A 24744-nucleotide genomic window follows, 5' to 3' on the forward strand; every position below is an offset into this window, starting at 1 on the left:
TGCCGCCGACTTCCTTCCGATTCCACCTCGCAGTGGACACCCTTGTCTTTGGCTAGCGGTTCCTACTACCAAGCCCGCAGGAGACTTTCACTCCCTAGACATAGCACATGCCCGGCGCACTAAAAATAACCCCGGCGGCTTGACGCGGGGGTTATTCTTCCCATGTGCTTTTCTGTTTTAATCCGTAGCATCCGGATAATCGGTCACGGCACCTTTTGAAGAACAGGACACATTGTGTGCATATTTACCTAAAACACCTTTTTTATAAAGCGGTGGGGCAATCCACTCCTGCTTGCGTCGTTCAAGTTCCTCATCGGAAACATCAACGCTTATTTCTTTTTTGTCGGAATCAATCGTGACATGGTCGCCCTCATCCAAAAAGGCAATCGGACCGCCATTCTGCGCTTCGGGGGCGATATGCCCGACAACAAGCCCGTGGGTTCCACCCGAAAAACGGCCGTCAGTCAACAGAGCGACTTGTTCACCCATGCCTTTTCCAACCAGCAGACTGGATACTGAAAGCATTTCAGGCATGCCGGGTCCGCCCTTTGGTCCGACATAGCGGATAACCAGTACATCCCCTTGCTGGATTTTATTCTGTCTGACAGCTTCAGTTGCTTCCTGTTCGGTATTAAAGACACGCGCTGGGCCGGTATGCCGTTTCACTTTAACGCCTGATACTTTGGCAACCGCTCCACGTGGGGCCAAATTACCTTTCAGGACAATGAGCGGTCCGTCCGTACGTTTCGGATTATCAAGCGGTGCAATCACTTTTTGGTCTTCTGTAAGTGATGGTGCTTCCGCCAGATTTTCCGCAACAGTTTGTCCCGTTACAGTGAGACAATCCCCATGCAAGTAGCCAGCTTCATAAAGCAGTTTCATGACAGCCTGTACGCCACCGGAATAGTGCAGATCCTGCATAACATATTGTCCGCTCGGCTTCAGATCAGCCAAATGTGGAACTTTTTCCTGGATCCGATTAAAATCGTCAATGGTGATATCTACCTTAACAGCATGGGCCATTCCAAGAAGATGCAGAATGGCATTTGTCGAGCCGCCCAGTGCCATCACAACCGTCATCGCATTCTCAAATGCTTTTTTCGTCATAATATCTTTAGGATAAATGCCTTTTTCCAACAGCTTGTACACGGCTTCACCGGCAGCAGCACAATCAGCGGCTTTTGCTTCGGATTCAGCAGGATTTGATGAACTTCCGGGCAGGCTCATCCCCATCGCTTCAACCGCTGATGCCATTGTATTAGCAGTATACATGCCGCCGCATGCACCGGCACCGGGACATGCCTTGCACTCGATATTTTTGAGTTCTTGATCATCGATATCACCGTTGTTATGTTTTCCGACACCTTCAAAGACAGACACAATATCGATATCCTTGCCATTATGCGATCCCGGCGCAATTGTCCCGCCATAGGCAAAAACAGCCGGCACATCGGAATTGGCAATCGCTATCATGCAGCCTGGAATATTTTTATCACAGGCACCGATGGCCACAAAACCATCCAGATTTTCCGCACCGACAACCGTTTCGATCGAATCAGCAATCAAATCGCGGCTCGGCAGCGAATAGCGCATCCCTTGCGTTCCCATTGAAATACCATCAGATACAGTAATTGTATTGAAAATGAGCGGTGTCGCACCCGCCTCTTTTGCCCCTTTCTTGGCATTGACAGCCAAATCATCGATGTGAATGTTGCACGGTGTAACTTCACTCCAAGTACTGGCGATGCCGACCATCGGCTTTTCAAAACTTTCATCAGTTAGACCGACCGCCCGCAGCATTGCGCGGTTCGGTGCCCGCATCGTATCGTCACTGAATACTTGGCTTTTAATGCGTAAATCTTTTTCCATCCCGCAGACCACCTTTCTTTTTCCGATAATTATATGCCTCATTTTTAAATAATTCAATGTTTTATAATTGGAATGTTAGGGTATTGCATCTGTCGCACGAGTTTGGTTGATTCCCGCTCAAGTTCAGAGCACTCTCGCACGAGTTTAGTTGATTCCCGCTCAAGTTCAGAGCACTCTCGCACGAGTTTAGTTGATTCCCGCTCAAGTTCAGAGCACTCTCGCACGAGTTTAGTTGATTCCCGCACAAGTCAAGAGCACTCTCGCACGAGTTTAGTTGATTCCCGCTCAAGTTCAGAGCACTCTCGCACGAGTTTGGTTGATTCCCGCTCAAGTTCAGAGCACTCTCGCACGAGTTTAAGATAATACCCGGTTGAATCAGTCAATCATCCTGTTTTAGTGTCCCCATCAGCTTTTGGTGAATTACCAGTCCGTTTACCCCACCAGGTTGAAAGAACCGGACCGGAGATATTGTGCCAGACACTGAACAGAGCACTCGGAACAGCGGCTATCGGTGAAAAATGGGCAAGCGCTAACGCAGACCCAAGTCCGGAATTCTGCATACCCACTTCAATCGAAACGGCTTTCTGATCAGCAAAATCAAATTTGAACAGTTTGCCAAATAAATAACCAATTGCGAGCCCAAGTATGTTATGCAATATAACCACTGAAAAAATCAGCAGACCGGTTGTGAGTATATCCTCACGGTTAACCGCTACAACAGCAGACGCCACAGCCACAATTCCAATAACAGAAATCAAAGGCAATGCTTTTATACTTTTATCAACTTGCTTACTGAACAGCAAACGGACAACAATGCCTAATACAACCGGGATCAGCACAATTTGCACAATCGATATGAACATGTCAGCAGCAGATACCGGCAGCCATTGACTGGCAAACAGTAGAGTCAATGCAGGCGTCAGTATCGGTGCAAGGACAGTAGACACAGCAGTCACCGATACTGACAGCGCGGTATTGCCTTTTGCCAAAAATGTCATCACGTTTGACGCTGTTCCACCCGGACAGCAGCCTACCAGGATGACACCGGCTGCAATTTCCGGCGGAAGCTGAAAGATTACAGCAAGACCAAACGCCACAAGCGGCATGACTGTATATTGTAATACAACAGCTATTAGAACACTAACCGGCGCTTTGAGCACACCTTTAAAATCATCTAGCGTGAGCGTTAGCCCCATACCAAACATAATAATCCCCAAAAGCAGCGATACATGAGGTGCAATCCACGCAAAACCTCCCGGAAACATTAAGCTCAAAGCGGCAAACAGGATGACCCAGACAGCAAATGTATTTCCCGCAAAATCACTGATTTTCTCTAATATTCTCATCTTTTTCCCTCCTAGCGTATCGACATTAATATTTCGATAACTTGAGATTATAGCACACTCATTTGGGCAAAGGAAGTCCAATTTTTAAAACATTGTAACAATATCCAAAAAATAAATTTTTGGGCTTGCTTTTGATCGAATTTTATCCTATGATTGTATACAACTTTTTACACAAGGGGATGTCGACATGGAGGAGGAACAACAAGGAATCCGAACCGAAGTCTGTTCTTCAGGCAAGGAGAAACCTAAATCAGACCAGTTGGAGTTTGGAAGATTTTTTACTGACCACATGTTTTTGATGGATTATACGGATGACAAAGGCTGGCATGATCCACGCATTGTGCCTTATGAGCCATTGAATGTCGATCCGTCGGCAATGGTTTTCCATTACGGCCAATCAGTTTTCGAGGGAATGAAGGCGTATCTCACATCAGACGGGGACGCTCAATTATTCCGCCCGCAGCGGAATTTCAGCCGGATGAACCATTCCAACAACAGGCTTTGCATCCCGCCGATTGACGAGAACTTTGCCCTGGAAGCACTCAAACAGCTTGTTGGACTGGAAAAAGACTGGATACCTGAGGCAGAAGGAACATCCCTTTATATACGCCCATTTATTATTTCAACTGAGGCCTTTCTCGGTGTAGCACCATCAAGTCATTATAAATTTATTATTATCTTGTCACCGGTTGGTGCTTATTACAAAGAAGGTATCAATCCGATTAAAATAGCTGTCGAACACGATTATGTACGCACCGTCAAAGGCGGAACCGGGGAAGCAAAAACCGGCGGAAACTATGCAGCAAGCCTCAAAGCTCAGGAAATGGCAGAAGAAGGCATTGCCCAAGTACTGTGGCTTGACGGTGTTGAGCGAAAGTATATTGAAGAAGTCGGCAGCATGAATGTCTTTTTCAAAATCGATGGTAAAGTCGTAACCCCTGCCTTGAATGGCAGTATTCTGGAAGGTGTTACCCGAAATTCCGTTATTCAACTGCTGAACTATTGGAACGTCCCGGTTGAGACACGAAAACTTTCAATGGCAGAAGTGATTCAGGCGCATAAGGACGGCAAACTAGAAGAGGCGTTCGGTGCCGGCACAGCCGCTGTTATTTCACCGATTGGCGAGCTGGTTCGCGGCGAAAAGCATCTCGAAATCAATGAAGGCAAAACCGGATCGATTGCCAAGCGTCTGTACGACACATTAACCGGTATCCAATATGGCAAAATCCAGGACCCATTTGATTGGATTGAAAAAGTTAAAGATATCAAACAAACTGCACTGAAAGCATCAAGCTAATAATCATGATAATGTAACTAACCCGGCAAACTATGTATGCCGGGTTTTTTACGGATAAAAATCCATCGCAAGAATGATTGGGGTGCCATGCAATTTGAGAGATTTGCCGCATTAGAAAAACTTGGCATTCGCCTCGTCTTATAGCGAATGCCGAAGCTTTTTATAAGGTCATCCATCATTTATACTTTCTGACGTTACAAAAAAATAGGTTCACCATGCGAAATCTATCATGTTTGTGCGATTTGCTTCATTACTTGCGCGAACCAAAAACTAAAGCTCAATTGTGCTTGTTACATCAATCCCGTTTAATCCCTGTGACGCGAGTCGGTCCGCTTCCTGATTATACTTTCTGGAAACAAGCTTATATTCCGGATCAATTCCGATCCTGGCAAAAACACTTTCAATTCGATCAGCCCAATCATTTAATATGGCTTCATAACACGGCCATTCCCCTTTCAACTGATTGATCACAACCTGCGAGTCACCGGCAAACGTAACTGTTAAGTGATGAACACCCATTAATTCCAGCTCCTGCACGGCTAAATGAAGTGCTGCATACTCAGCTTCATTGTTGGTCTCCAACTCCTCGACTAAAGCTTTTTGGCGCTGACGCCACGATTTGCCGTCCTGCTCATAATAGATGGCACAGCCTAAACCGGCGTTTCCGGTGGTCCGATCAAATCCGCCATCAAAATAAACAATCACCTCATGTGGCTCCGTCTTAATAGCCTCCATCTGTTTCATCATTTCCTTCGTCGTCCATTTGTTTTCATATTTATCCACGAGTACTATGTCTTTTGCACGGCCGCTCTTTTCCAGATCTTCAGCCAGAAGTAGTGCTTTGGCCGCACGCACATCATCGGAGCTGAAGGAAGTCTCCGTGCCTTTAGGTGTTATATAAGAAAATTCAATTCTGACATTCATGGCAAAATCACCTTTGTGTGTATGTTCAATCGTCTCAAACAGTATGCCCGTTATATCATGTCATTATTTTCAGGGAGACTGCCTTCTAAAAGATTATTGCCGCATAATCCATAAACGGCGACGTAGTGACAGGATTGATTTCCGCTTCGGGCAGTCGCTTTCCGCGGGCAACGCTTCAGTCTCCTGTTTTTCCAGAGCGGTAGAAGACGCACTGACTTCTATTTAAAGTTGTGTCGTAGTTCATCTCAACTGCGATGTGAAAAACATCAAAACTTATGAAAACGGCTTGGAAAAAATTCAGCTGAATCCCAGTCCCGGCTTAGTGGACAACTCAGCTGTTGCGCCGCGCCATGTGATGCCGGCTTTTTCAGGCTGTTCCTTCAGCCATAACGCGGCATCAAGATCGTAGTATGTAATGTTGCTGTGCGCATAGGCCAGATGGGCTGCGGCGGTTACGGAAACGCTGGATTCCATCATGCTGCCAATCATGCATTTTATCCCTGCACTCTGTGCTGTATCAGCAATTTGTTTTGCCCGCCGAATCCCACCACATTTCATCAGTTTAATATTCAATAAATCAACCGCTTCCATTTGCATCAGACGAAAAGCATCAAACGGGGAGAAAAGACTTTCATCTGCCATAATTGGCGGATCAACCCGTTCGCGGACATACTTCAGCCCTTCAACATCATGAGCGGGTACTGGCTGTTCAATCAGTTCAACGCCCGCATTTTCTTCTAAATACCGAATGATTTTAACCGCCTGCTTTTGCGTCCATCCCTGATTGGCATCCAAACGCAACGCTATCCCGGAGCCAACAGCCTTACGTATTTTTTCGATCCGGCTGATATCCATTGATTCGTCATTTCCCACTTTAACCTTCAAAGTGCTATACCCTTGTTTGACACGCTCCTTCGCATGTTGTTGCATGACTTCCGGCGTATCAATGCTAATCGTCATGTCTGTTTCAGGATATTGGTAACCGCCACCGAGATACTGGTGCAGCGGCAGATTGTAAAATTTACAATAAACATCGTGCAGCGCAATATCAACCGCGGCCTTAGCACTTGTATTGCCGACACAGCTTGTCTCCACTTTTGTTAAAATACCCTCTAATCCTTCAATATCGCCATTAAGAACAGTTTGTTTAATCGGACCGTCGATCGCTGCCTGAATACTCGTGAGTGATTCCCCCGTAATCTGCCAGGTGGAAGCAGCCGAACCAATGCCGATCATACCATTTTCCAGTTCAGCTTTAACATCGATGACGTCAATTTCCGTAACCTCGCGCAGTGCTGTTTTAAACACTTTTTCCAATGGCTTGGATGTTTTCTTTGTTTGTATGTCAGTAATTTTCAATACGCATTCTCCCTTGTCATTTTCCTGAACCGGAATTATAAAGCGACACTTCATTTTTTCATATCATTGTACGCCACTTCGATGGAAAAGTAAATATTTTAGAAAAACTCGGCAAAAGGCGGCCCGGTCTTTTTTCTATCTTCGTTAGAGAAAATCCGATAATTTATATTCCTGTCCATGTACGCCATTATAATACGCTGGATACATTTCCCCTCCACACATTTCACAGTTGAATTTTGTCTCGAGGACCCCAGCCCAAGCTCACAATTCCAGAAAGCATATAGCGGAATCAGGAACCGCCGAAGTCGGATTATCCAAACCGAGCGGATCCTCATTCCGCTAAATGGATACAAAGCGCTCTTTTCAGGGTTGTAATGAATCCTCATTCCGCTATTCGTGTGAAAACAGGGCAAAACTATCGCGGCGGTTTTAGCCGATCAGGGCCCACGGGAGATAAAGGAAACACTTTAGGAGCGCAAGCGAATCGCTATTGACTTATTGAGGAGTCACGCTACAGCATTAGTGCTAGAGCCGGACGTGGCAATATTCGACGAAGTATCAATAGGGCTAAAAATTATATACTTTCTGATCTTTCTAGAAAAACGCGGCATTCGCCTCGCCTTATAGCGAATGCCGAAGCGTTTCTTATAAGGTCAACCATTTTATACTTTCTGACGTTACAAAAAATAATAACATAATCCTGCTGCTACAGCATGAGAAAGTGAACAAACTTGAAATATCTGTTGACAATCATTAAATTTCCCTGTAAATTATTAAGCATTACCAATTTCATAGTGACTTTTTTCTTATCAAGAGAGGTGGAGGGACTGGCCCGGCGAAGCCTCGGCAGCAGACTTTCTATAGTACTGTGCCAATTCCAGAAAGCGTCACGCTTTTAAGATAAGAGCTAACAGGTACGCGTTTACCCTCTTCTTATCGGAAGGGGTTTTTTCATTTATGACGCGTTACGACACATTCATTATTCGGAGGAGAGATACCATGTCGCATCAGCAGCATCACAGTGAAACAGCCTTTACCCAGATCGGCAACCGGAAAGAAGAATCATTAAAATCGGTCAGCACCCCGATTTACTTATCCACATCTTACAGACACAGTGAAGTCGGGCATGGCAATGGCTACGATTATACGCGGACCGGTAATCCGACACGGGATGTCTTTGAAGAAGCAATGGCCAACCTCGAAAACGGCGACAAAGCTTTTGCCACCAGCTCCGGAATGAGTGCGATTCAGCTTGCCTTTTCCCTGTTTGCAAGCGGTGATCACATCATAACATGCCGTGATGTCTACGGTGGATCTTATCGCTATTTTGACTTGCTTGAACAGAAACAGAATTTTGAATTTACATATTGGAGCGGCAGCGATGAACATGAACTGGAAAGACAAATCCGATCAAACACAAAGGCAATTTTTATTGAGACACCGACAAATCCGCTCATGACAAATATTGATATGACGTCTGTCTCGGGCATTGCTAAAGCGAATAACCTTTTATTCATTGTCGACAACACGGTATATACGCCTTATATCCAGAATCCGATTGATGACGGGGCCGATATGGTCATCCACAGTGCCACTAAATATCTTGCCGGACATAATGATGTACTGGCCGGGGTCGTTGTGTCCAAAGGAGAAGGAATAAGCGAAGAACTCACTTATATCCATAATTCAATAGGAGCAACGTTGTCACCTTTTGACTGCTGGCTCGTCATGCGCGGCATGAAAACACTCCCTATACGGATGCGCCAGCATGAAGGAAACGCCAAACGAGTCATGACCTATCTTAAAAATCAGCCGCTTGTAAAAAACGTTCTTTATCCCGGCAAAGGCGGCATGCTGAGCTTTTTCCTGGATGACGAAAATCGTGTCGTGCCATTTTTGCAGACATTAAAACTGTTTACATTTGCCGAGAGTCTTGGCGGGGTCGAAAGTTTGATTACCTATCCAGCGACACAGACACATGCTGAAATTCCTGAAGACGTGCGCAGTTCATATGGTCTGACCAACGAACTCTTACGACTGTCAGTTGGAATCGAGCATGCAGATGATTTGATTCAGGATCTTGAACAGGCATTTGCGGCAATAGAGTAATAGAAGCTTATCATATCAAAGCCCCCGCGAAGCCTTTTCCTGTACCGGGTCAAAACAGCCTGAATAAAGTGCCGTGTATAAGCGGCACTTTAACCATCATGCTTCTGCATCAGTCTTTTTTTTATGTTGATTTGACTTTACACACCAGAAAGCTAATGCGGAGGCAGCGGCTACTGCACCACCGGCAGCAATAGGCCCTTTCTTCAGCTTGTTATCCTCGGTATAAAAGGTGTCTTTCAAAACCAGATTCATGTTTTGCGGACGCTCAGCAAGACGGCGCATGAAGTAACCAAACCAGTCATCGCCAAACGGAATATACGTGCAAACATGATAGCCTTCATGAGCCAGGTTGTTCTGCATATCATTCCGGAAGCCGTAAAGCATTTGGAATTCGAATTTATCACGATCAATATGGTTTTCGTCAACAAACGCTTGCAATTCATGAATGATATGATGATCATGTGTTCCGATGGATGTGAATGTATCGCCCAGAAGCCGCTGTTTGGCGAGTTTTAAAAAATTGCGGTCAATCGCCTGTTTGTCGGGATAGGCCACCTCTTCGCTTTCTTTGTAAGCGCCTTTGACGATGCGGACCCGGACATCTTTCAGCTTCGCCATGTCATCCTCTGCACGGTAAAGGTATGACTGAATAACGATTCCGACATGGTCATAATCATTGCGCAGAGCATCCAGCACTTCCAGCGTCTGATCATAATGTGAATAGTCTTCCATATCAATATTGACAAAAATATCATACTGGCTGGCTTTCGCGAGAATTTCCCGCATATTCTCAATGCAGTAAGCTTGATCAATATCCAGACCGAGTTGTGTTAATTTAACCGACAAGTGGCAATCTACGTTTTCCTTATAAATGGTATTCAGAAGTGTCATAATGTTATCTTTGGCCTCTGAGGCTTCTCGTTTATCCGATACAAACTCGCCCAGGTTATCAAGCGTACAGCTGATTCCTTGACGGTTCAATGCTTTAACCGCTTCCATAACACTGTCAACGGTTGTACCCGCAACAAACTTATCAGCGCCCAGGGAAAATCCCCATTTTTTCGCCTGTGTATTTAAAAAGCGATTATTGGATAGTCCGATGAAAAAATCCCGTGTAATATTTGCCATGATGAAAACTCCCTCGCCTTGATTTACATTGTAAGTCTATAGTTAAAGTAAATGATAATCCTATTATACTATAAATTGTATAAAAAAATAAATTGGTAGTTTCAAGAGGTTGTTCAAAAAGTCCGGTAAAAATGACACTTCGAATTTCTTCGTTGGCTTGTTTCTCCGCTCCTTGGAAAAGAAAAACACTTTTCCTGCGTGCGAAGCGGATTCAGGGCAGCATTACTTGTGCTCATGTATCTATAAGTATACCCTTTCGCTGCTCGAAACTGCGCCGCCTTGAACTTCTTGGTCCTTTTTATCCTCCTTTTTGAACACGCACTTCAAGGGAGTTTGCAGGGTGCCGCATTTTATTCATCACACCTATGTCGGGCCATAAATCGAATGCAGGCACTCGCCTACGTGAACATCCGCTACAAAAATGCACGCTAACTCGGGCATTCCGCACCTTTCGTGAATCGCCCTAAAAGCCAAGGATCGGGTCAAAAATAATGAGTTAACGAAAAATCAGAACGATGATTGGAAACTCCTCACGGCTACTTTAAGTGACAGTCATTGAAACAAACGTATTACTCAGAAAACCATCCGGCAGGTTCCACTTGCTGACTGATATTGATTTGCTTTACTTCCTGAAATTCTTCCAAGCCGTACGTACCAAGACCACGACCAATTCCGCTCTGTTTATAGCCACCCCACGGCGATTCGCTGAAAGACGTATGGTAAGTGTTAACCCATGTAATCCCTGCCCGAACTTTTTTAATAACACGCAGTGCTTTGCTGCCATCCCGGGTAAAAACGCTTCCGGCTAAACCGTAATCCGTATTATTCGCTAACCGTATTGCATCTTTCTCATCACTAAAGGTTTGAAAAACAGCGACCGGGCCAAAGATTTCCTCCTGAACGATTTTCATATTTTCAGTTGTGTCAGTAAACGCCGTCGGCTCAACAAAAAAACCGTCTCTTAATGCATCGGTTTCAATCCGGTAGCCGCCGCACAACAGGCGGGCGCCTTCTTCCTTTCCCAATGCAATATACGACAGAACCTTATTCATATGGTCTTCAATGACAAGCGGACCCATTTCGGATTGCGAATCATTACCAGGACCGACATTAATTTTTTTGGCTCGTTCAACAAACCGTTCGACAAATTGATCATGGATACATTCTTCCACTAATATGCGCGAACCGGAAGAACAGACCTGACCTGCACCAAAGAATATGCCGTACAGGGCGTAATCAACAGCCGTTTCCAAATCCGTATCTGCAAACACAATGTTAGGTGATTTGCCCCCGAGTTCAAGCGAAATCTTTTTCAGATTACCTGACGCCGCTTTCATAATAGTCCTGCCGGTTTCCGTTCCACCCGTAAACGAAATTTTATCAACCTGATGACTTTCGGCCAGCTCATTGCCTACAGCAGCCCCACTCCCCAACAAAAGATTAGCTGCACCTTTTGGCAATCCTGCTGCTTCAAAAATCTCAAACAGCTTTACTGCCGTTACCGGTGTCACTTCTGATGGCTTTAAAACAATCGTATTTCCAGCTGCTAAAGCCGGTGCCATTTTCCAAACACTCATCAGTAGTGGAAAATTCCAAGGTACAATCAAACCACATACCCCGATTGGCTCATGCACAACCATTGTCTGAATTTGGTCAGGACCATCATATGCTTGACCATCCGGTTGGCGGATGAGTCCTGCATAATAACGGAAGCAGTCTGCAACATCACTGACATCATAACCGGCTTCGGCATGTGTTTTGCCATTATCCAATGTCTCAAGCTTGGTTAATTCATTATGATGTGCCTCAATTTCACTGGCAATCCTGTACAAGAATGCTGACCGTTCAGCAGGTGCCATATCCGGCCAAGTGCCCTCATCGAAAGTTCGTCTGGCTGCTGCAATGGCGTTTTTAGCTTCCTCAACTGTGCCTTCCGATGCTTTTGCAATGATCTCACCATTAGCGGGATTGAGGATATCGCGTTGCTTATATTCTTTTGAATCAGTCCATTGACCATCAATATACATATTTAATTGCATCATCTTATCTACTCCCTGATTTTTAATGGTAATGCTTCGACCGATAATCATCTAAAAATCACTGGATATTGCCAATCACGTTTCAGTATCAATAAGCTTAACCTTTCAACTTTAAATCGTCAAATCCTGCTATGGCAGCAACAATATAATTTGACAAGCTATTTATTCATGGTAACATGAATAAATATTACTTCCTGCAATCCAGGTTCATGTACAAAGTCCGGTAAGGTAAAACGACATTCGGCAAACGCTTTCTTTTGTTGATTGTTAGTTGTTGAAATATAGAGGAAGGCAGGTTATAAGATGAATAATACAGATCAAAGACCTTTTACCACAGCAGACGCCATTGTCGAACAATTGATTAAGGCAGGCGTTGAAGTCGTTTATGGTATTGTAAGCATTCACAATATGCCAATATACGATGCCATTGTTCGTAATGGCACAATCCGGGTGGTGCCCGCTCGCGGAGAAAGTGGTGCGGTCAATATGGCGGATGGCTACGCCCGGGCAACAGGCAAATTGGGAGTTGTCCTGACCAGTACAGGCGCCGGTGCCGGTAATGCTGCCGGTTCTTTGACCGAATCATGGAATCAAGGCACGCCACTCTTACATATTACAGGTGAAGTAGCGTCCCATTATATTGGAAAAGGCCAGCGCTACATCCATGAAGCGAAAGACCAGCTTTCAATGATGGAAGGGGCCAGCAAAAAAGCACACGTGCTAAAAAAGGCTGAGCAAACCAGTACATTGATTTCCGAGGCGATTGCTGAGGCACTGCAGCCGCCTTTAGGGCCGATAACTGTATCCATCCCCACCGACTTACAAACTATGATCATTCCTGAGAGCACTATCATTGATTTTGATGGAAATGGTAAACAAGCTGAAACAGCTCTCCCGGACACACTGATCAATAAAATGACAGAAGCAAAACGTCCGATTATCTGGGCGGGTGGCGGTGTTATCAAAGCAAATGCCTCACAGGAACTCATCCAATTAGTTGAGACACTGCAGGCGGCAGTCGTCACCAGCGAATCAGGGAAAGGTTCCATTCCAGAAAACAACCCGCTCTGCATAGGAAATTTCGCGGCAGATCCAGCAGTAGAAGCGTTATTTGACAAATCAGATTTACTCATCAGTATCGGAACGCATTTCCGCGGTGAAGAAACCAATGACTGGGCTACGCCGGTTCCTTCCGAGCATATAGGCATCAATGCTGATCCGGAAGCTTTGAATCTGAACTATGAGACAACGTTCGGACTGGTCGGTGATGCCGGACAAATATTGAAACAGCTGAACAAACAGCTTGCCGATCAGGAAGTGACCATTGATCCGGCATTTGCAGAAGAAGTCAAATCAGTACGTCATCAAGTACGCACAGAATTACGTAATATCGTTTCTCCGTATGATCAATTTGCTGACAGTATGCGCGAGCTCATGCCCGACAATGCTATTCTTGTCCGTGATGTCACGATCCCGGCTTACTTGTGGGGAAACAAGCTGATTGATATCTATGAGCCACGAACATCTATTTTTGCATCCGGCGGCGGTATCGGACAAGGACTGCCCATGGCTATCGGGGCGCAAATCGCGGATGAAAATCGTGTTGTCGTGCTGATGGCAGGTGACGGCGGATTCATGGTGAATGCGGGTGAACTTGCAACAGCAGCTCAAGAAAATCTGCCACTTGTTGTCATTTTATTTCATGATGGCGGCTATGGCATTCTGCGCTACCTGCAGACAGCCGCATATGGCCGAACAAGTGCCGTCGATCTCGATTATCCGGATTACAAGAAATTGAGTGAATCAATGGGATTTGAAGCTGAAAAAGTCACATCGCCCGATACGTTCAAGGTTGCGTTGGAAAAAGCCATCACACGACGGAGACCTTCCATGATTATCGTTGACATGGAAGCAGTTGGACCAACAAACAAACACTATGAAGAATCCGAAAGCTACATCGATTCTTTCCGCCCTGGAAATTAAAGGGATTTTGGTTACAGACCCCAAGCCTGTTCATTTAAAAATACCACAGTGACAGGTACTGTGGCAGCCATGAATTGATACTTTCTTTATTAGAAAAGCTCGGCATTCGCCTCGTCTAATAGCGAGTGCCGAACTGTTCTTATGAGGTTTTCCAAAATGTTTACTTTCGGACGTTAGAACAAAGGCGCCATTCTTTTGATCGCCCTGAATTGTACAGAAACATAATGTATCTGCACACAATAACTTTTGATATGATAGGGGCGGAAGTTTTAGTAAAAGGAGACTTTTAAAAATGGCACACACCCTTCAGCTACGCGCACTTGAAAAAGATGATTTAACATTTTTGCACAAACTGTTCAATAATCCTGATATCATGAATTACTGGTTCAGTGAGTCTTATATGTCTATGGAATATCTGAAGGAAAGCTATGACAAAGACAAAGATAACCCGAAAAACCGCGAATTCATATTGACTAATGGTGAAGAGCAGCTCGGATTTGTCGGACTGTTTGACATCGAACAGCGGCATCGGAATGCGGAATTTGCCATCATGATCGACCCTGGACACCAAGGTTATGGTTATGCGGACAAAGCCACGAAACTGGCGATGGATTACGCGTTTTCCGTGCTTAACCTTCATAAACTGTACTTAATCGTCACGAAGGTAAACGAAAAAGCTGCTCACGTTTATGAAAAAGCCGGTTTCCACCTTGAAGGTGAATTAAAAGAACATTTTTTTGTTAACGGAAAATACCATGACTGTGTCATGATGAGTCTCTTTCAGCGGGATTATTGGGAGATGATCACAGTTGAGTAACATCACTGCTCGGGGATAATCAGCATTTCTGGATTTTTTCTGTTGCGTCAATTAAGAAACGATACCAAAAAAGCTGCCGATGATATGAACGGCAGCTTCATCTTTTATCCTCGACAAACACAGATCAATTCTTTCGGTGCCGCTTGTTCCTCTTGTTATCCAAATTGAGGAACTCGCGGTCTTTTGCAAACTCCACATCAGGATCGGGCTTCTGTTTGTTAAATTTGTTCTTGTTGTTTTGTTTATTCTTATCTTTGTTACGATTTTTATTTTGTTCGGACATAAATCTTTCCTCCCAATTTATTATGGCACAGGCTTACCTTTCCCGACAGAGGATATATTATGACAAACTTTCCCGCCCATGTTTTCACTCTCGGGAACATGTTTCTCGTTTCGCGCCCTATCATGAACTTCCGTCTATAAGTTAACGCCAAAAAATCGCCAGATCAGATTATCTTTCAGTAAAACCTGATCTGGCGATTAGCGCTGCCATTAAATACTTATAGTGACGCTCATTTCCATTTCTTAATCAAATTTTCTGCATGTGTCCGCAATGTTGCTGCAGCTTCCTCTGTTATCCGGCCGGCTTCTTCATAATGATGAAGCATTTGTTTAAAATTGGTCATATGTTTGACAGCTTTATCGGTTGATCCACGTTCAACGAAATGGCCGACAGTCGTTAATTGCATCTTCATTAGTCTCGCTGTCCGCTTGTTTGTAATCTCATCATTTGCTTCATATTCATCAACAAGGGATTTCATGACTTTTATGCTGGATTCTGACGTCCCGCTCTCTTTATCAATCACAATTGTCTGTTTTGTCACATGCCCGCCAAGGTCGACCACTTTAAACTCAAATTCATTTTTGCCATTCTCAAGATTCAATTCCAGATCGTTAACCGTTTTTTCAAATCCTTCCATGCCATACGGTTTGGACTGATCATGGCGATAGACCTCGCTTCCATCCACATACAATCGGATATCATCAAAATTGTCGGTAATCGCTGCTGACACCTTAGCCTGATCAGCATCTGTCTTTTCAGGTGCATTCACGTTTAATGTGGCTTTTTCTGTATCTACAAAATATCGCCGTCCAATTTCCGCTTCATTGCCGGCGCTATCTGTCGCTTTAATATGCCGCAGAAAGTAGCCGTCACTATCATGACTGATGGTCGCTGAAAAATCATACCGGTCTTTTTCCTTGTTATAAACAAGTTCAGCCGATTCGCCATCAATCGCAACATTTTCAATATCGGAGTTATCTGTTACATAGCCGGTAAACGCGACTTCCCTTGATGTTTCCACACCTTGGAATTCCGGAGCCATTAAGTGAAGTTCCGGCATGGTTGTGTCTTCACCTTCTGATGCAACTTCTTTTGCCCGATTTCCGGCATAGTCGGCTGCCACAACACTCAACGTCTGGCCGGGTTTCAGTTTTTTCGTCAACTTGTGTTCCGTTTCATCACCTGTATATGGCTCATCCAAAATGCTCTCTCCATCTACTTGTACATCCCAATAAGCAAGACCTACACCATCTGATGTATCTTGTGCATCAACACTTACCGTTTGTGACCCCTTGTCAAAGTTTGCATCTAATTCGGGAGCCGTCGTATCCAGTTCAATCGGAATTTCAAGCGATTGCCATTCGGCCTGATCATAGTCGATAATAGCCTGCACCTGCAAATAATAGTTGCCTTCTGGTGCTGGTTCACCATCAATTTTGCCATTCCAGATTCGTGATGAATCCAAATAATACATTGGCCCTGCACCGGAATCAAAATAGTTCTTGGCTACATAGGATTCGGTCGCAATGGTACGCACGCTTTCTTTGTCTTCATTCAAAACATTAAACCTGACTTCTTTTGCATTCCTTAAAAATGATGGGACAAGCAATGCATCATCTTTATTTCCATCCCCATTTGGTGAAAAAGCAATCTTTTCGGGATCCACCGCATCTGTCTGCAAATTTTTCCCAAGAAAATCATATTGCTGATCGCCGTTTTCATCTTTTCCGCTTGATGTGACGATACCGGACGTTTCATAATAAGACTCGTCATCCCACATAGGCTTGTCCAATATCGGCGAATCATCCCACTCACCTTTAAATCCGGCATATGGTACGGAAATTTTAGGGTTCACATCATTCGGATCTGTCAGTGTCACAAAACCTTCAAGCCAATAGCCATTGGTGAATGTCTTCATTAATTGTGAATCCACATCACTGACATCAACGGATACCGTAATAGTTGCCTTTCCGTTTGCCGGTACGTCAATTTGACTGACATCTTCACCATTAACGGTCCCTGCTCCTTCCAACTCCATGGCTGGAAACTGATTAGGGGCAACCAGAGTATCACCCCCGTTTTCAACAGGCTGATCCGTTTGTACATTGGCTTTCACATCATAGGTGATTGCTTCATCAGTTAAGTTTTTCGCTGTCAGTTCAAATGTCACCTTATTTTTAGTGACTTGCTTTAAGGCAACACTTGCTTCATTCGTTTCTGCGTCAGTCACCACTGCCGGTGAGGACATGGCTGCGTGAAGCTGCATCATTCCCGCGCCCTGGCGGCGGGGTGAGACATAGGAACCATCCATTTCTACTAACTTGCTTGTATTCATCATGATATTTTTCGCCATGGATACACGGTCTGCATTCTCACGTTCAAATACGTCGTCAATCCGTTGCATGACAAGTGCACCACCACCTGCTACATGCGGGGCAGCCATTGATGTCCCACTCATCAGACCGTATTGGTCATCATTCAGTGTTGATAATATTTGCCCACCGGGAGCAGTTATTTCCGGCTTAAAGTCCAGATTCGGTGTCAGCCCCCAAGCTGAGAATGCACTCATTTTCCCGGCATCCGGATTATCAATGGTTGCTGTGCCGCCATTAAAATTCAGTGTGACGTCTTTACCCTCTTTCAAAGCTTGGGCAAGCCTGTCCCCGTCATTTTTCAGCATGAACAGCTGCGGTATATGAATGGCATCATCGGTTGCCATGTTGACAACGCCATCCACATTATTATAGATAATCGCTCCTTCAGCTCCGGCTTCCTGTGCATTCAAAGTCTTATCTGTAAATGCCAATTCACCGCGCTGAATCAGAGCATATTTGCCTTGAAGATCTTTTCCTTCAAAATCCTCAGGTGCTCCAATACCGGCTTCCACAACGTCAAACGATTTCGTCACATAATCGGATGGATGTGTATCCCCCGCTGACAAAAACGGCACGCTTCCCGACGTGTCATCAATCATATAGTCCACCGCATCAACATCCATATATGTGTTTTCGTATGATGCCACTTGCAGCGAATGCTCCGCCACACCAGGTGAACCATTCACACCGTAATCCGGGTTTGAGGCAAGCGGGTAATAGAATCCATCGGCAAATTTATTCGAATTACCGGCAGAGATCGAAACCAGCACGCCGTTATTCACAGCACGCTTCACCGCTTGCTGTTCAGGCGAGTCGGCATTTACAAAGCCTGCTGGTGAACCAAGGCTCAAGTTAAGTGCATCGACACCAAGTTTAATCGCATCATCCATGGCCTTCACATAAATATCGCCATATGTGTACTGAACGTCCGGGTCATTGCCGAAAACTTTTAAAGCCAGCAGCTGTGCTTCCGGAGCAATCCCCATAATACCGCCATTTTCTTCATCGCCATTAGCTCCAACTGTCCCGGCAACATGCATGCCGTGCATTGAAGCTCCAGCGGCATTATCAACAATATCATCTGTTTCGTCCATATAATTATATCCATATGGTACTTTTTCGGTGTAAAATTCGCCCGGTAAATCCTGCTTTTGGATCGCTTCCTGCACTGATTGTTCCGTATGAGCCGGCTTTGTTGTCTCTGAAAGAACCATATCACGGTGGGATGGATCAATGCCGGTATCAATCACGCCAACCGTCATTCCTTCACCTTTGTAGCCGTAATCCCGCCACGATTGTTGAGCTTGGACCAACTCTTTGCTGTATTTCATATCCGGTGTCGCCTTAGGGCGTTTATACTTATTTACGATATGTACCTTGTCAACTTCAGGAATATTTTTAATCGTCTCAATATCACCTTGTTTAACTTCAGTACTGAACCCATTAACAACTGTCGAAAATTCCTGAAGATGATTCGCTTTGATTTTTTTCGAATTCATGGTGTTTTTAACGGTTTTCTGAGCTTGTTTGGCCTGAGCTTGCATCTTTTCTTGTTCGGTTGGTTTCAGTTTGTTAAACGTAACACCTTTTTTAGTTGCTTTTTCGATAGGTGCATCCGCTTTCAATTCAACAATAACCCTGACTTCTTTATCGGGATCTGTCGTTTCCTTCAACGATTTCGATTCAGTGTTTACCTTCTTTTCCGTGTTTTCTTGAAGACGCTTCCCCGTCATTTCTGCGGCACTCACATGAAAAAAATGACTGAAAGCCAGCAAAAATGCAATCAATACAACTGAAATTCTTTTCATCATACTCCTCCTCGTTAAACGAACTATAGTCTGCTGAATGGATACCTCCTCTGCTGATTTGTGTGACTTATGATTCATCCACAATTAATGTTAAACAATTTGCAATAATTGTACTAGGTAAAAAAGTACTAATTAAGTCATAAAAATGTCATTATTTGGTTAAAAAGTATGATGTTTTGTCATAATGATTTAATATTTTGCCGACTTTTGCCGGTTTATTTGGAATGATGGGTGGTTTATGACTATCGGAAACACGCTTCACATGACAGGGTATCAATACAAAGGTTACAATAACGGATGAAAGGAGCACAGCAATGTCACTATACCACCAGCTGCCTGAGTCAATCAGGCATTTAATAGACGATACTCGAAATACCACACAAAATAATGAATTGAGCGATCTCATCCGTAAAGGCGGATATGTCCCCCCTGATGAAGATTTGCTGTCAGATGCCATTATCGCTTTAAGTATGGGGAAAAATGTGCTGCTAAAAGGGCCGACGGGTTCAGGAAAAACACGGTTTGCCGAAACACTTTCCAACTTATTTAATCAGCCGATGTTCAACGTGAATTGCTCCGTCGATCTGGACGCGGAAAGTTTAATGGGGTTCAAAACCCTTGACTACGACGGTGACCGGCAAATAATTGACTTTATACCCGGTCCCGTCACCAAATCGATGAAACATGGAACATTTCTTTATATTGACGAAATCAACATGGCCAAGCCGGAGACACTTCCGCTCATTAACGGCGTGCTGGACTATCGCCGTACCGTCACTAATCCGTTTACAGAGGAAATCATCACGGCCAAAGAAGGCTTTGGAGTAGTTGCTGCGATCAATGAAGGCTATGTTGGAACGGTCCCGCTGAATGAAGCGCTAAAAAACCGTTTTGTCGTTATTGATATCCCGTATCTGCAAGGGGAGCAATTAAAAAAACTGATTGAGGATACGAGCCATTTGGATGAAAAACGGACCATTGACCTGTTCGTGCGTCTTTCTCATGATTTAATTCAAGCAGTCGCCCAAGGCAAGCTGGCGGAAGATGCTGCTTCCATCCGTGCTTTAATTGACGCATGTGATCTGAGTGCTATGCTTCCGCCAAAACGGGCCATCCGCCGGGCGATTGCCGATAAACTTGACGAAGAACGGGAAAAGAACTTGGTCATGACCATGGCTGGGACTCTTTTTGGTTAAACTTGGAAATTGAGATGGGAGAATATATATGTTTCGATTCCGTGAACATGATGTCGACACTCAACTTTATTTGCAGTTGCAGGATCTGACAGGGGTCTTATCAGGAATGCCTGAGTTAAAATTTGACTATGCTTATGGCTCAGCGATTGATAACGAACATTATAAAATAACCGCAAGTGCCAATTGGGGTATCGGCAATGCTAAAGCAAGGGAAGCCGGACTCAAAACCGATATCCTTCTGCGGACAGTTGGCACACTGCATCATTCCGATATCCCGGCAATGCAACGTTTTATAAAGGATATATCTGAGTCGGAGCTCCCGAAATTCGCCGGTCAATTATTCACACTGTTTGAGAATATCCGGCTCGAGGAAATCGTCAAGAAAGACCGCCCCGGAACAGCAACCTTATTCGATATTCGCAGAGACTATCTAATCCGTTTTTTTACACAGCAGCTTGAGGCAAATGTGACGCGAAGTCTCGCCCTTGATGAATTATACTGCCTGATTTATTTATTGACACAGGCAAATACACCTGATCCTTCTTTTCCGTCAGCTAATGACAGACAGGTTAAGAAACTGAAGACAGTGAAACCACTTATTTTCCAGCTGTTTGAATCCGGCGATACAAACGATATAGCGCGAATAACCCAACAAATCCTCTTACGGCTGGAATCCGATTATACCGACATGATGCATGAATATCTCATATTTCCAATCGCTAATCTTTCGAGCTATACGGAGCAGAACGCATTTGATGAGCTGACGCGTACCGATCCGCTTGCTAATGAGAGCCTCGAGGAAGATGTCAGCGAGGAAGACAGCGAAACATTCGAACAGCAATTTTCCACTTGGCACGGCGAAAACGAAAATGCCGACCGAAAGCAAAATTTTATGCAATTCGAATTAGAGCAAGGCACACGCTCGAGCCTGATGGGGGAAGGGGCCCGTGAAACCGAAGAAGGCGATCAGGCCACTGCGTCCATTCAAGGTTCATCAGGAAAAAGCGATCAGAATAACTACTCCGACATGGAAGCGATGGAAAAACGGCAGGACCCGCAGAATAGCGAAGCAACCAGTAGAGCCTATGGCCGGGAGAATCAGTACGCTGTCAGAGTGATTAAACAAGCCGAGATGCCGACAGACAAGGAAGAGGAACGCTATCGTCACTATGCTGAGGAGATTGCCCCTTATCAGCGCAGGCTTTCAAAGACGATTGAAAAAGTCCTGGAACATAAGCGGCAAACACCGCGCGGCAACTTAACCAGCGGACGTCTGTCAAAAAAACTAGTGTCGGCTGCTACTGAAGAATTCCCGCGTTTATTTTACAAAAAAGATGAGGAATCCAAAGAAATGGATGCCGCTTTTACACTGCTGGTAGACTGCTCTGCCTCCATGCTCAATAAGATGGAAGAAACTAAAAAAGGGATTGTCCTATTCCATGAAGTGCTTAAAGATTTAAATATTCCACATGCCATCATTGGATTCTGGGAAGAGGCGACTGCTGTAAAACATCACTATCAGCCCAATTATTTTCATAACATCCATTCCTTTCATGATTCGCTTTATCAGAACCATGGTGCGAACATTATGCAGCTGGAAGCCCAAGAAGACAACCGGGATGGTTTTAGCATTCGGACAGCCGCTGAAGAACTCGAAGCGCGAAGTGAAAAAAACCGCTTCCTGCTCGTCTTCTCAGATGGAGAACCGGCCGCATCCAATTACAATGAAAATGGCATTGTGGACACGTCCCTCGCCGTTTCCGAGACCCGCAAAAAAGGTATGGACGTCATCGGCATGTTTCTGGCAGAGGGCGACATCAGCGAACAAGAAGACGACCTTATGCGCAACATTTATGGTAAAGAACGCATCATGATCCCTTCTGTCGCCGATCTGCCCGAACACTTTGCACCGCTGTTGAAAAGATTGCTATTGAACGTAATGTGATAGACGAGATGAGGAGACGCTCCCATCTCGTTTTTGTTATTTCCTTGACACTACTAGCGATATCCAATATATTGGGTATATGAAATCGCATACAACCATTAAATCATTAGGCAGACAATCATTGAGTGATCAGGTTTATGAAGGTTTAAAGCTGGCTGTCATCAGCCTGGAATTATCCCCTGGGCAAAAAGTTAGAGATGCAGAACTGGCTGAACAATTCAATGTTAGCCGAACACCGGTCAGAGAAGCGTTAAAACGATTGGAAGATGAGGGTTTGGTTATTTCCACCCCCGGTTCACTTACACGCATTTCCGAAATCAATACTGAGGAGGTGAAACAAACGTTTGTCGTTGCCGCTGATCTCCATGCACTGGCCGCCAAATTGGCTGTTCCTTCTTTAAAAAACGACGATTACCGTTCCATGGAGGATGCGAATAAACATTTAAAAATGGCTCTTATCCAGAAAGACATAACTGCAGCCATTGAAGCTGATGATGCATTTCATAATGTATTTCTGCAAGCCAGTGGAAACAGCGAAATTATCAATGTCCTGAATCGTCTGCTCCCGAAACTGCGCAGGCTGGAATATTTAAAATTTGATTCATTCAATGGCGAGCATTCCGTTAAAGATCACGAAAATATTATTCAAGCCGGTAAAGCCAAACAACATAAGCAGGTTGTTGCGTTAATTGAACAAAATTGGCTTAGCCTGGGTGACCAGCTTATCGAATAAAAATTAGGAGGCCTAGCATGACAGAAATGACAAAGAATCCGGAAGTTCATGATGACTCCGTTTTAAATTGGGCACGTGATTTGATAGAGTCAAGTCCCTCCCATCAAACAACAGCTCACGAAGTTGTCCATGCCGTTAATAAAAATGAGGTATGGCGAGGAAGAGAATGTTTGAATCTTTTGGCTCCTGAAGCCCCGACGAGTCCGATTGTCCGGAAGCTTCTATCATCAGAAGTCGGCATTCGAGCTGCGGAAGGGCACATAGGACCTAAACAACGCTGGTTTGCAGGTACACAGTATATTGACGAGATTGAGGCGCTTTGCATGGAATTGTTGAAGAAAGCATTCCGTTCCAATTACGCCGACCATCGACTAATTGCAAGCATGCTTGGAAATATGACCGTATATGCCGCCTTAACCGATCCGGGTGATCCGGTTATGACCTTAAGTCAACCGGTCGGAGGACATTCGAGCAACCGGAATGATGGTCCTGCAGGTATCAGGGGGTTGAAAATACACGATGTACCAATGGATCCTCACGAGCTTACTGTTGATCTGGATGCATTTGCCAAAATAGCGCGCGAAGTTCAGCCGCGTCTTGTCTCACTCGGCGCTTCGATGACACTCTTTCCATTTCCATTAAAAGAAATGAAGGCCATTGTATCTGAATGGGATGGCAAACTATTTTTTGACGGTGCCCATCAGCTTGGTTTAATCGCCGCCGGCAAGTTCCAGGATCCGCTGAACGAGGGCGCAAGCGTGATAACAGGATCAGCAGGCAAAACGTTCAGCGGACCGCAAAGCGGCATTATTTTATGGGATGATCCCAGCTTAACAGAAAACATTACTGACACCATATTTCCGGCACTTGCCGCTACACACCAGGTAAACAGAGTAGCCGCACTGGCTGTCGCAGCAGCTGAGTTCATTGCTTTTGGACAATCATACATGGACCAAGTGGTTACAAACGCCAAGTCACTCGGAAAAGCGCTTCAGTCACATGGCATTTCAGTGTTGGGAGCTCACAAAGGCTTTACGGAAACACATCAGGTTATCCTTGATGTGAAGGAATTCGGCGGTGGTTATGATGTTGCCCGGCGTTTAGCCGAAGCCAATATCATTACCAATAAGAATTTGATCCCAACTGACCGGCCGGAAGATTGGGATGAACCAAGCGGACTAAGAATTGGCACAACAGAAATCACACGTCTCGGCATGAAAGAAGCCGAGATGGATTATATCGCAGCATTAATTGCTGATATTGTGAAAAATAATACCAAATCTGACAATGTAAAAAACAAAGTGCTTGAATTGCGGGCGTCATTTAACGAACTGCAATATTGCTTTAAAGAATAGAAACCTAAAAAGCAAGGAAGCACGCTTTGCCGGCAGTGCCTCGTTGCTTAGTTTAAGAAAAACCGGGCAAAGTGCGGCCCGGTCCTTTTCTTCCTAACTTCGTTAGAGGATATCCGATAATTTGTATTCCTGTCCATGCATACCTTTATAATACTCCGGATACATCTCTCCTCCGCAC

16 protein-coding genes and 1 riboswitch are annotated in these 24744 nt (G+C 44.7%); of the genes, 8 read left to right on the plus strand and 8 right to left on the minus strand.

What is annotated here, in order from left to right; all coding sequences use genetic code 11:
- Positions 1 to 177: 177 nt before the first annotated feature.
- Both ilvD and IEW67_RS14270 read right to left on the minus strand, forming a co-directional pair.
- A complete protein-coding gene (ilvD, locus tag IEW67_RS14265; RefSeq protein WP_188633759.1) occupies positions 178 to 1869 on the minus strand; it encodes a dihydroxy-acid dehydratase in 1692 nt (563 codons plus the stop codon).
- Positions 1870 to 2252: 383 nt separating this feature from the next.
- Positions 2253 to 3215 carry a bile acid:sodium symporter family protein gene (locus IEW67_RS14270; protein WP_188633760.1) on the minus strand — a complete coding sequence of 321 codons (963 nt, stop codon included), beginning with the start codon at positions 3213 to 3215 and terminating at the stop codon, positions 2253 to 2255.
- Between the two features lie 187 nt (positions 3216 to 3402).
- Between IEW67_RS14270 and IEW67_RS14275 the strand changes: the two genes are divergently transcribed.
- Positions 3403 to 4512, plus strand: coding sequence for a branched-chain amino acid aminotransferase (locus IEW67_RS14275; RefSeq protein WP_188633761.1), 1110 nt, complete (start codon positions 3403 to 3405; stop codon positions 4510 to 4512).
- Positions 4513 to 4782: 270 nt separating this feature from the next.
- Here IEW67_RS14275 and IEW67_RS14280 read toward each other — a convergent pair whose 3' ends face one another.
- Together IEW67_RS14280 and IEW67_RS14285 are read right to left on the minus strand one after the other, a co-directional pair.
- Positions 4783 to 5436 carry a reverse transcriptase-like protein gene (locus IEW67_RS14280; RefSeq protein WP_188633762.1) on the minus strand — a complete coding sequence of 218 codons (654 nt, stop codon included), beginning with the start codon at positions 5434 to 5436 and terminating at the stop codon, positions 4783 to 4785.
- A gap of 297 nt (positions 5437 to 5733) precedes the next feature.
- Complete coding sequence (locus IEW67_RS14285) at positions 5734 to 6795, minus strand: dipeptide epimerase (protein ID WP_188633763.1); 1062 nt, start codon at positions 6793 to 6795, stop codon at positions 5734 to 5736.
- Positions 6796 to 7598: 803 nt separating this feature from the next.
- Positions 7599 to 7702: riboswitch (SAM riboswitch) on the plus strand.
- A 92-nt stretch (positions 7703 to 7794) separates the two neighbouring features.
- Between IEW67_RS14285 and IEW67_RS14290 the strand changes: the two genes are divergently transcribed.
- A complete protein-coding gene (locus tag IEW67_RS14290) occupies positions 7795 to 8904 on the plus strand; it encodes a PLP-dependent transferase (protein ID WP_188633764.1) in 1110 nt (369 codons plus the stop codon).
- A 96-nt stretch (positions 8905 to 9000) separates the two neighbouring features.
- Here IEW67_RS14290 and IEW67_RS14295 read toward each other — a convergent pair whose 3' ends face one another.
- A complete protein-coding gene (locus tag IEW67_RS14295) occupies positions 9001 to 10032 on the minus strand; it encodes a proline dehydrogenase family protein (RefSeq protein ID WP_188633765.1) in 1032 nt (343 codons plus the stop codon).
- A gap of 569 nt (positions 10033 to 10601) precedes the next feature.
- Positions 10602 to 12074: an aldehyde dehydrogenase family protein gene (locus IEW67_RS14300; RefSeq protein ID WP_188633766.1), complete on the minus strand. Its 1473-nt coding sequence runs from the start codon at positions 12072 to 12074 to the stop codon at positions 10602 to 10604.
- Positions 12075 to 12374: 300 nt separating this feature from the next.
- Here IEW67_RS14300 and IEW67_RS14305 point away from each other — a divergent pair, with 300 nt between their 5' ends.
- Together IEW67_RS14305 and IEW67_RS14310 are read left to right on the plus strand one after the other, a co-directional pair.
- Positions 12375 to 14054: a thiamine pyrophosphate-binding protein gene (locus tag IEW67_RS14305; protein WP_188633767.1), complete on the plus strand. Its 1680-nt coding sequence runs from the start codon at positions 12375 to 12377 to the stop codon at positions 14052 to 14054.
- A 292-nt stretch (positions 14055 to 14346) separates the two neighbouring features.
- Positions 14347 to 14871, plus strand: coding sequence for a GNAT family N-acetyltransferase (locus IEW67_RS14310; RefSeq protein ID WP_188633768.1), 525 nt, complete (start codon positions 14347 to 14349; stop codon positions 14869 to 14871).
- 124 nt (positions 14872 to 14995) lie between these two features.
- Here IEW67_RS14310 and IEW67_RS14315 read toward each other — a convergent pair whose 3' ends face one another.
- Positions 14996 to 15154 carry a hypothetical protein gene (locus IEW67_RS14315; RefSeq protein WP_188633769.1) on the minus strand — a complete coding sequence of 53 codons (159 nt, stop codon included), beginning with the start codon at positions 15152 to 15154 and terminating at the stop codon, positions 14996 to 14998.
- A 229-nt stretch (positions 15155 to 15383) separates the two neighbouring features.
- Positions 15384 to 19340, minus strand: a complete 3957-nt coding sequence (locus IEW67_RS14320; RefSeq protein WP_188633770.1) for a S8 family serine peptidase — start codon at positions 19338 to 19340, stop codon at positions 15384 to 15386.
- A gap of 311 nt (positions 19341 to 19651) precedes the next feature.
- Between IEW67_RS14320 and IEW67_RS14325 the strand changes: the two genes are divergently transcribed.
- The 4 genes from IEW67_RS14325 (at position 19652) to glyA (ending at position 24566) form a co-directional block, all read left to right on the plus strand.
- Positions 19652 to 20533 (plus strand): ATP-binding protein, encoded by an 882-nt coding sequence (locus tag IEW67_RS14325; RefSeq protein ID WP_188633771.1) that lies wholly within the window; start codon positions 19652 to 19654, stop codon positions 20531 to 20533.
- Positions 20534 to 20561: 28 nt separating this feature from the next.
- Positions 20562 to 22478 (plus strand): vWA domain-containing protein, encoded by a 1917-nt coding sequence (locus tag IEW67_RS14330; RefSeq protein WP_188633772.1) that lies wholly within the window; start codon positions 20562 to 20564, stop codon positions 22476 to 22478.
- Positions 22479 to 22557: 79 nt separating this feature from the next.
- Positions 22558 to 23211 carry a GntR family transcriptional regulator gene (locus tag IEW67_RS14335; protein WP_188633773.1) on the plus strand — a complete coding sequence of 218 codons (654 nt, stop codon included), beginning with the start codon at positions 22558 to 22560 and terminating at the stop codon, positions 23209 to 23211.
- 17 nt (positions 23212 to 23228) lie between these two features.
- Complete coding sequence (gene glyA / locus IEW67_RS14340) at positions 23229 to 24566, plus strand: serine hydroxymethyltransferase (RefSeq protein WP_188633774.1); 1338 nt, start codon at positions 23229 to 23231, stop codon at positions 24564 to 24566.
- The last annotated feature ends 178 nt before the right edge of the window (positions 24567 to 24744 follow it).

Source organism: Lentibacillus kapialis (assembly GCF_014646635.1).
In the GTDB taxonomy this organism is placed as follows: domain Bacteria; phylum Bacillota; class Bacilli; order Bacillales; family Amphibacillaceae; genus Lentibacillus; species Lentibacillus kapialis.